The following is a 7,951-nucleotide window of genomic DNA, read 5'->3' as shown; positions in this document are numbered from 1 at the left end:
ACCCCAACCACGACATCGCCCATCCGATAACGGCCAAGCCCAAGGCAAAGTTGGCAGCTGTCGTCCTCTTCATATGTTCAAGCCCTTAATTTCACTCGTGAAATCGCACTATCTCGATCGGATAGATTAGCGGTCCAACGTCCGTTATGGTCGACAAGCGACCTTCAGTCGGATGGTCAGGTGGTTGGCGATGCCGGTCAAGTTGTATGGCGAGCTTGGTCAGCTGTGTTGGCAATGACTTGGTCAACAAGCTGGGAACCTGCAGCAGCAATTTCTGTTTCGGCAACGACGCGACTCAACGCGAAATTTCGAGCTCTTCTTCCTTACTCCGCTCCCGGCCTTCATCTGACGGGTAGTGATACCAAGCCTCGTGTGGCGACTTCTGCTTGCACGACAAGCATTGCGTTATGGCCCAGAAGTGTCCGCAGCCGGGGCAGCAGCCCGCAGTCCAGAATGTGTTCCAACGGGTGAAGCAGCCCGCACCCGGCTCCGAAGGTGCGCAGCACCACAGGCTGTTTCCGTTGGGCTCCCACTTGCACAGCGGGCAGTAGATGAGCGGTTGCGGTTCCATGCGTTGTCGTTCCGTGGGTTCGAGATGACATCATAAATGTAGGACATTCGAGTGCTGCGGTCGTCTCGCCTTCTTGAGCATATGTCCGTCAAACCCGGGCCAGCTCAGAGCCACTTTCTGAAGCACTACTCTGCCGGCCGTGGCCTGCGCAGTTCCGTAAGGAGCGCTGACCCGGTTACCGGGGCGACAAGTTACGGTGCGTTTCGTCGCGTTGCGTCCTGGACAAAAGAAAGCTGGTGCTTCGTACATCGTCCTGCGTTGGCAGGATGATGTACGAAGGTAGTTCACTCAGGGGGCGGTGAACCGGCTGCTGGCAAAGCTCAACCGATGAAAGCGGCTATCCGATGCACCGACGGCAATCAGGTACGCATGCCCGCTCAGCAGGCCGGCATCGCTCAGGTTCGCGCTGCCTTGGGGCCCCAGCACCAAGGTCTGCCACACGGTGGCATTGCCATGGCCGCTGTTGGCAATGGCTGGATCAAGCACGTAGACCAGCGTCATCACCGCGCCACTGGGTGGGTTCCAGCTGACCGCATTGCCGTTCATCGACACAGAGAAGTTGCTGGGCACATGCTTGCCGATGGCAAACAATTCGAAGCTACCCTTCGGCGCAATGTAGTAACTGATGCACGAGGGGATATCGATGCGCTGCTTGCCACCGGCAACGGTAAACGTGCCGGCATAAGCACTTTGCGCTGCCGAATAGGTGCCGGTAAACGTGCCGGTTTGTTGGGTGCCGTCGATGCTGCCGTTCCAGTGGCCTTTCAACAAGGCTCCGGCTTTGGTGCCTGAGATGGTGCCCAGGTTATGGCTCTGGCAGCCGAGGTAAGTGAAGTACATGGTGCCCGAGAAGTCGCTATCGGATGCCGGCAGATTCAAGTACACCGAGCCCATGGTCGGGTCTTCGTGGTTGGTGGCCGGGTCTTCCTGGTAGTAACCGAGATAGACACTGTCTTGCGACGACGAGGCATCAGCGACGGCATGCGCCGCCGGGCTTGCCGCCCATCCGGCCAGCGGCAAAGCAGCAACCAGGGCAACGGCAAAAAGTGTGCGCATACGGATCTTCAAGGCAATCATCAGGAGGACTTGATCAGTGGCAGGCCGACCTGCTGCCGGCAGCTGTTACGCATTTCGCGCTCTTCGTTGACGGTATCCTGCACGGAACTCGAATCAGGCTTGCCGCTATTCATATTCTGTAGAGTGGCCGCCGCACGTTGCGCAAATTTTCCGGCAAAACAATGGCAGTAAGTCGCCAGCTTCGGGTTTCCTTTGAGATCCGCCTCGCCGTAGGGTGACGGGATGTTGATCGACTGGTTGGCGCACATATCGGCGTACTGGTCGACCATGCGCGACGACATGTCGTCTGCATGCGCCGGTGCGATCATGGCCATGCCGATGACGGTGCCCAACAAGGTACTGGTCCATGCCTTGTTCAGGGCAAACGAAACATTACGTACTGACTTCATGGCTTATCCATTGCGATGGTTTTTGACGGAGCGAAAAAAGAGCGAGACGCATCTTATATGGATTGCAGATTTTGGCTAGCTCAATCACCCAAGGCAGTTTCTGGGCTCTGGGCCCATTTACGTGCTGATTGCGGAATCTGCATGAGAGCCTGTTACACACAAGGAATGGACTCTGAGGTGACCCGGCTTTTTCGGACACGCTCATCCCGCCGAACTTGCTACGCCACAGGTAGTAGGAGGCCTCGCTGAAGCCGTGACCCCATATATTCCAGTTAGTGGCTCTGATCGGGTTAGCGACTCCGGGCTATCGTTTAAGTCGCACGTGCTCCAAATGATCGCCCGTTGATGCAGGCAGCAGCTAGGCCTGGCTCAAGACGAGGTAGTTCGATGGATGGGCCAAATGGCAGCACTTCACCAAACCCCGGTTCGAAGAATTCCGTTAGCATGCTCGTGCTGATATCTTCGGCCGTTGGTTGGCGATGATGGGACTTGAATAGGGCGGCGACATGTCGGATTTCTCGGTGGGCGGCACGCGCCATTGCTTGGACTGTGGGGCACCTCTTCAATTCCGGCAGCGCTTCTGCAGCATGTGCGGCCAGCCGGCAGCTACGCATCGCTTGACGACTCGCGAAATCGGTCATGATCTGCTGCACGCTTTGGTGCACGCCGATCGCAGCGCCTATACCGTCATAAAGGCTTTGGTTACGCGTCCCGGCCATGTAGCGCGAGAATTCGTCGCCGGAAAGCGTCGGCGTCACTTCGGCCCCTTTGCTTCACTTGTCATTCTAACGGCCATTACAACATTGCTGGTCAATGTGACTGGCTTCCATTCGATTACCTCACCGAATGGACTTAATGCGCTGCAAAGCTTTGAAGAACGGCACCTGAATCTCATCGTTCTAGCTCAAGTCCCGCTTCTGAGCCTTTTTTTTCTAGTCGTGTTTCGACGCGAGCGATTGAACTATGCGGAGCACATTGTGCTCGCAACCTACGCGTTTTGCCTCAGGGCCCTTATTTTCTGCGTGCTCATTCTGCCATTGTGGTATGTCGAGAGGTTATCGCCGACTACGGTGGGGTACCTGTCCGCTGCGCTATGGTGCCCATACGTTGGTCTTGCAACCCTGGAGTTCTATGCCGGCAACAGGTTTGCATCTTGGCTGAAGGGTGCAACTGCAGCCGCGCTGACGCTCGTGGTGTCCAACTTTATCCTTGATGGCGCATCTCGGCTCTACACTTTCTTGTTCCACCCGTAGGTGTTCGAAGCAGGGGCCAGGGTCGACTTTCCAGAAAGTGCACCCTGACCCCTGCTTCTGCGCCCGCTCAGATGCGGCCGCCACGATCGACGAATTCCCAGACCTTCGATATCACCACCGATCCCTCGCCGACGGCTGAAGCCACGCGCTTGACCGATCCGCTGCGCACGTCGCCCACCGCAAAGATGCCCGGCAGCGAGGCGGCGAAGGGCGAGCTTGCGCCTGCGGCCTCGCCGGTGAGCACGAAGCCCTTGTCGTCCAGCTCGACCAGATCCGCCAGCCAGTCGGTATTGGGGGCGGCACCGACCATGATGAAGAGCGCCCGGGTCGGCACCGTTTCTTCGTTCCCGCGCGCGGTGTTGCGGATCGTCACCGCCTCCAGGTGGTCGCTGCCGTGCAGCGCGCTGACTTCGGCGCCGTATTCGATGGTGATCGTCGGCTCCGCTTCGAGCCGGCTCGACAGGTAACTCGACATCGATGCCGCCAACGATCGACCGCGCACCAGCAGGCGTACCCGGCTCGCTGTTCGGCTGAGGAACATCGCCGCCTGGCCGGCCGAATTGCCGCCGCCAATGATGATCGCCTCCGTCCCCTTGCTATAGCGGGCCTCGATTTCGGTCGCGGCGTAATAGACGCCGGCACCCTCGAACTCGATCAGCCGCTCGATCGGCAGACGGCGATATTGCACGCCGGTCGCTACCACCACCGTCTTGGCCCGGATGCGCTTGCCGTTGTCGAAAGTCGCGCAGAAGCTGCCGTCCCCCAGCACCTCCAGCCGCGCGACCCGGCGCGGCATGGCGAAGCGCGTGCCGAACTTCATCGCCTGAACTTGGCCGCGCCACACCAGATCGGCACCGGAAATACCGGTGGGAAATCCCATGTAGTTCTCGATCCGGCTCGACGTACCCGCCTGGCCGCCAATCGCGATGTCCTCGGTCACCAGCGCGCAAAGCCCCTCGGCGCCCGCATAGACCCCGGCCGCCACGCCCGCCGGCCCGCCGCCGACGATCAGCACGTCGAAATCCTCGTCGTCGACCAGATCGAGGTTGAGCCCGAGCAGACGCGCGACCCTGTCCGGCGTGGGATCGACGACGATCGTGTTCCGGCCAAAAATGACCGCGGGACGACCGGGCGCCAGCGCACATGTGGCGGCCACGGCGTCCGCCTCGGCGCTGCCCAGCTCGAACGAGCTGTAGGGAATGCGATTGCGGGTGGCGAATTCGGCGATGCAACGGACATCGCGGTCGAGCTCCTCACCGATCAGCACCAGCGCACTGTCGCGTTGCTCGATCTGCCGGCGACGACGCGCGGAGAAAACGGTGATGATGATGTCCGACATCTCGGGGATCTGCGACATCAGCGTCAGCATCGTGGTGCGTGGCACCTCGATCACGGTCGTATCCCGCACGGCGCGCAGCGGCATGGAGGAGGTGCCGCCGTTGAGGAACGAAATCTCGCCCATGAACTGGGTCGGCCCCAGCGTCGACGGCAGATGACGCTCATCGGTGTAGGCGTTGACGACCTCGATTTCGCCATCGACGACATAGACGAAACGATCGGCCAGTTGTCCCGGGCGCGCGAGGTAGCTGCCGGCCGCGTAGACCACTTCCGTACCTGCCTCACGCAACGCGGCAACGTGCGCAGGGGCCAGCGGGGTACGCTGCATGACTCGCAAATCGTCACCGATCGATTCCATGGAATTCCGCCTTTGCGATGCGTTCCAACTCGTCGCCAACCGAATGGACGGCTATCGGGGAAATCACATGGGGCGATCATAGCGCGGCCGATGGGGATGACGCTCGGCAGCTTCTGGCTCTTGATCGAGCTTCTCTGAAAAGAGCGGGCCACGATGGCCCGCCGTTCTACCCGGAGCCCCTGTGCAATGGTGAGTCGAGGGCGACGGCCGCTCGCCAGTGAATGAACCTGGGCCCTTTCTCTAAAAGTGCACTCTCACCGCAATTTCTGTTTCGCAACGAGGCGACTCAACGCGAAATTTCAAGTTCTTCTTCCTTCCGCTGCTCCCGGCCTTCATCTGAAGGGTAGTGATACCACGCCTCGTGCGGCGACTTCTGCTTGCACGACAGGCATTGCGTCATGGCCCAGAAGTGTCCGCAGCCAGGGCAGCAGCCCGCAGTCCAGAACGTGTTCCAACGGGTGCGGCAGCCAGCGCCAGGTTCCAGGGGGCCGCAGTACCACAGGCTGTCTCCGCTCGGCTCCCACCTGCACAACGGGCAGTGGATATGGGGTTGCGGCACCATGTGCTGTCACTCCGTCGATTCATGATGACATCATAGTAAATGCCGAACATCTGACACATCATTCGTGGGGAGTGAACAGGTGCACCTATCGAGACTCTTGGCTTTTCTATGCGTGTTTTCCGCTTTCATAAGCGGGAGCAGTCCGGTATCAGCTGAGCCCGCTCAGATCGAAACCATAAGGCTCGGTCATTCGACTGTTGCCCTGAATGGCCCATGGCGATTCAAGACCGGTGACGATCTTCGTTGGTCTTTGCCGAACTTCGATGACAGCACGTGGGATACCGTCGATCTCACGCCTGCTCCTGGTGCACATGATGGAGATGTCGGGCTACCGGGCTATGTGTCTGGATGGAGCAAGCGAGGTCATGCGGGATACACGGGTTATGCATGGTATCGGCTGAAAGTCACCATCGACAGCGACAAAGACGCCCAGCTTGCGTTGGCGGGGCCGACCCTTGTTGATTCGACTTACCAACTTTATGTGGATGGAAAGCTACTTGGCGGTCCGGGTGTGTTCACCGGAAAAGCCCCAGCGGTGTACAGCGTCCGACCGAGCGTATTTCCATTGCCGGCGGCATCATCGGCGGGCGCGCGAACCTACCTGATAGCGCTGCGCGTGTGGATGGATCCCGTCGATGCGGGCGAGGACAACGGTGGCATTCATATCGCGCCGACTATCGGTTATGCGAACGGCATCGACCTTCTGCATCAAGTGCAATGGCTGGAGACATTCAAGGGTTACGTGGTGGATGCGTTTGAACCAGCTGCATTTGTTCTGCTTGCAATGATGGTCTTGGGGCTGATGGCGTCCCGCACCGATGACTCCTATCGATGGCTAGGCGCTGCGCTTCTTTTCCTTGCGCTGTTACGCATCAATCAAGTGACGTTTTCCTGGACGCACGTTCAAAGTCTTCGCTGCTATGACATCGCGACCGCAGTGATACTCAAGCCGCTCGCATTGGCGGCATGGACGATGGCCTGGCGGGACTGGTTCCGCCTGGGCAAGCCATGGCTGCGTTACGCGGTCAGCGTGCTTACCGTGGTCTACCTTGTCTTCGCGTTGATCGGCCGTCCATGGTTTGCGCCAGAAGCAACCCACGGTATCAAGATGGCCGCCAACATCGTTGTGGAGGGCGTACGTCTGATATATGCCGCGCTCTACCTATGGCTCATCGGGCTAGGCGTGATGCGACCAGGGAAGCCTTCCGCCTATTTGGCAGCGTTCGCCGCGATCCTGGTCGGCATAGGTCTGTTCGCGACCGAACTCAACGCCCTGGGCCTTCCAGGGATATGGTTTCCTTATGGAACCGGAGTGGCAAGGGGACAGTATGCGTATGCATTGTTCATCGTGGTTTTATTTGCGCTCATTTTGATGCGGCTGGTCGAGCTCGCACGAACGAGAAGGGCATGACTGCGATTCCCCGCGAGTGATCAGCGCGATCTTGGCACCGCATGAAAAACAAACTGAGTCAGAACCCGTTCCACACGCGAAGAAGGGGCTCTGACCCGGTTACCGACAACGCTTGCCTCAGGAAAGCGCGCTCTGCTTCCGTCTCCCGCTACTGATAGATCGGAAGCCGCCGCACGATGGGCGGCGTGCTGCCCATGAGCGAATGCGCGGGTAGCGCGAGGTAGGTGGCCCACTCTTCACGCACGCCGGGATTCGTGCCATGCGGTGGCTCCAGATCCTGCGCATTCACGTCGCGGATGATGTCGCGCAGCTTCTCCGCGTCGCGGACGATGGCGTCGCCCATGATCGACAGCGTGACGTCGGATAACTCGGCGTGATCGCTGCAGGTCACCACATTGCCAAGGGCCCTGAGGCTGCTCAGCAGCAGGTTGATCTCGTCGACCTGATCCAGGGTGACGCCGAAGAGGAAGCGGTTGTCGGCTTCAGCCATCACCGGCTCGGCGACATCCGGTTCCGCGACATCCGTGTAATCGTCCGCGTCCGCGTGCGCATCGGCCTCGCCTGCTGCCGCCCTTTCGCCATGCTCGGCCGGCCAGGAGAGTTCATTCAGCACCTGAGCGATCTGCTCCTCCAGCAGTTCCAGGCAGACCGCCACTTCGCCCGGGCGAATCTCCGCATAGCACTCCTTTTCCTCGACCGACGTGCGCGGTCGCGCGAGGTTGGCCAGGAACTCCACATACTCGCGCAGCTTCTTCAGCCGGAGCTGGCTGTCCTCCGGCAGGAAATAGCCCATCGTTTCCAGATCGTCCGAATCGAACTTAGACATGGTCGCCTCCTCATTCCATCGAAGTGCCCGTCCACGGCGTGACGACGGACGGGAAGTCGGGAGGTTAGAAACCGCTACAAGCCGGCGGGCGTATTCCCCTTGCGGGTGTTGTATTAGCCGCCCTCCCGACGCAGGCATCGCGTCGGTCTCGTGCCCGCAGCAACAT

The 7,951-nt window shown here is 59.8% G+C and carries 6 protein-coding genes; 2 read left to right on the top strand and 4 right to left on the bottom strand.

Going from position 1 to position 7,951, the window contains the following annotated elements:
- Nucleotides 1–859: 859 nt before the first annotated feature.
- Together BUA26_RS19495 and BUA26_RS19490 are read right to left on the bottom strand one after the other, a co-directional pair.
- The gene (locus tag BUA26_RS19495) at nt 860–1,627 is read right to left on the bottom strand and encodes a hypothetical protein (RefSeq protein WP_143154351.1); all 768 of its coding nucleotides are present in this window, start codon (nt 1,625–1,627) and stop codon (nt 860–862) included.
- Nucleotides 1,628–1,647: 20 nt separating this feature from the next.
- Complete coding sequence (locus tag BUA26_RS19490; RefSeq protein WP_072762576.1) at nt 1,648–2,037, bottom strand: hypothetical protein; 390 nt, start codon at nt 2,035–2,037, stop codon at nt 1,648–1,650.
- A gap of 506 nt (nt 2,038–2,543) precedes the next feature.
- Between BUA26_RS19490 and BUA26_RS19485 the strand changes: the two genes are divergently transcribed.
- Entirely contained in the window at nt 2,544–3,290 is a 747-nt protein-coding gene (locus BUA26_RS19485; RefSeq protein WP_083573114.1) for a DUF3667 domain-containing protein, read from the top strand.
- Nucleotides 3,291–3,357: 67 nt separating this feature from the next.
- On the opposite strand, the gene BUA26_RS19480 is transcribed toward BUA26_RS19485, so the two are convergent.
- Complete coding sequence (locus BUA26_RS19480; protein ID WP_255368428.1) at nt 3,358–4,896, bottom strand: FAD-dependent oxidoreductase; 1,539 nt, start codon at nt 4,894–4,896, stop codon at nt 3,358–3,360.
- A 764-nt stretch (nt 4,897–5,660) separates the two neighbouring features.
- Between BUA26_RS19480 and BUA26_RS20345 the strand changes: the two genes are divergently transcribed.
- Complete coding sequence (locus BUA26_RS20345) at nt 5,661–6,959, top strand: glycoside hydrolase (RefSeq protein WP_143154350.1); 1,299 nt, start codon at nt 5,661–5,663, stop codon at nt 6,957–6,959.
- 148 nt (nt 6,960–7,107) lie between these two features.
- Here the strand turns inward: BUA26_RS20345 and BUA26_RS19465 are convergent, their stop codons facing one another.
- Nucleotides 7,108–7,752, bottom strand: coding sequence for an XAC0095 family protein (locus BUA26_RS19465; protein WP_255368427.1), 645 nt, complete (start codon nt 7,750–7,752; stop codon nt 7,108–7,110).
- Between the last annotated feature and the right edge of the window lie 199 nt (nt 7,753–7,951).

This window comes from Rhodanobacter sp. OK091, from assembly GCF_900142825.1.
GTDB lineage: Bacteria > Pseudomonadota > Gammaproteobacteria > Xanthomonadales > Rhodanobacteraceae > Rhodanobacter.
The sequence above is the reverse complement of the archived record's forward strand: the minus strand, read 5'-3'. Positions and strand labels throughout refer to the sequence as shown.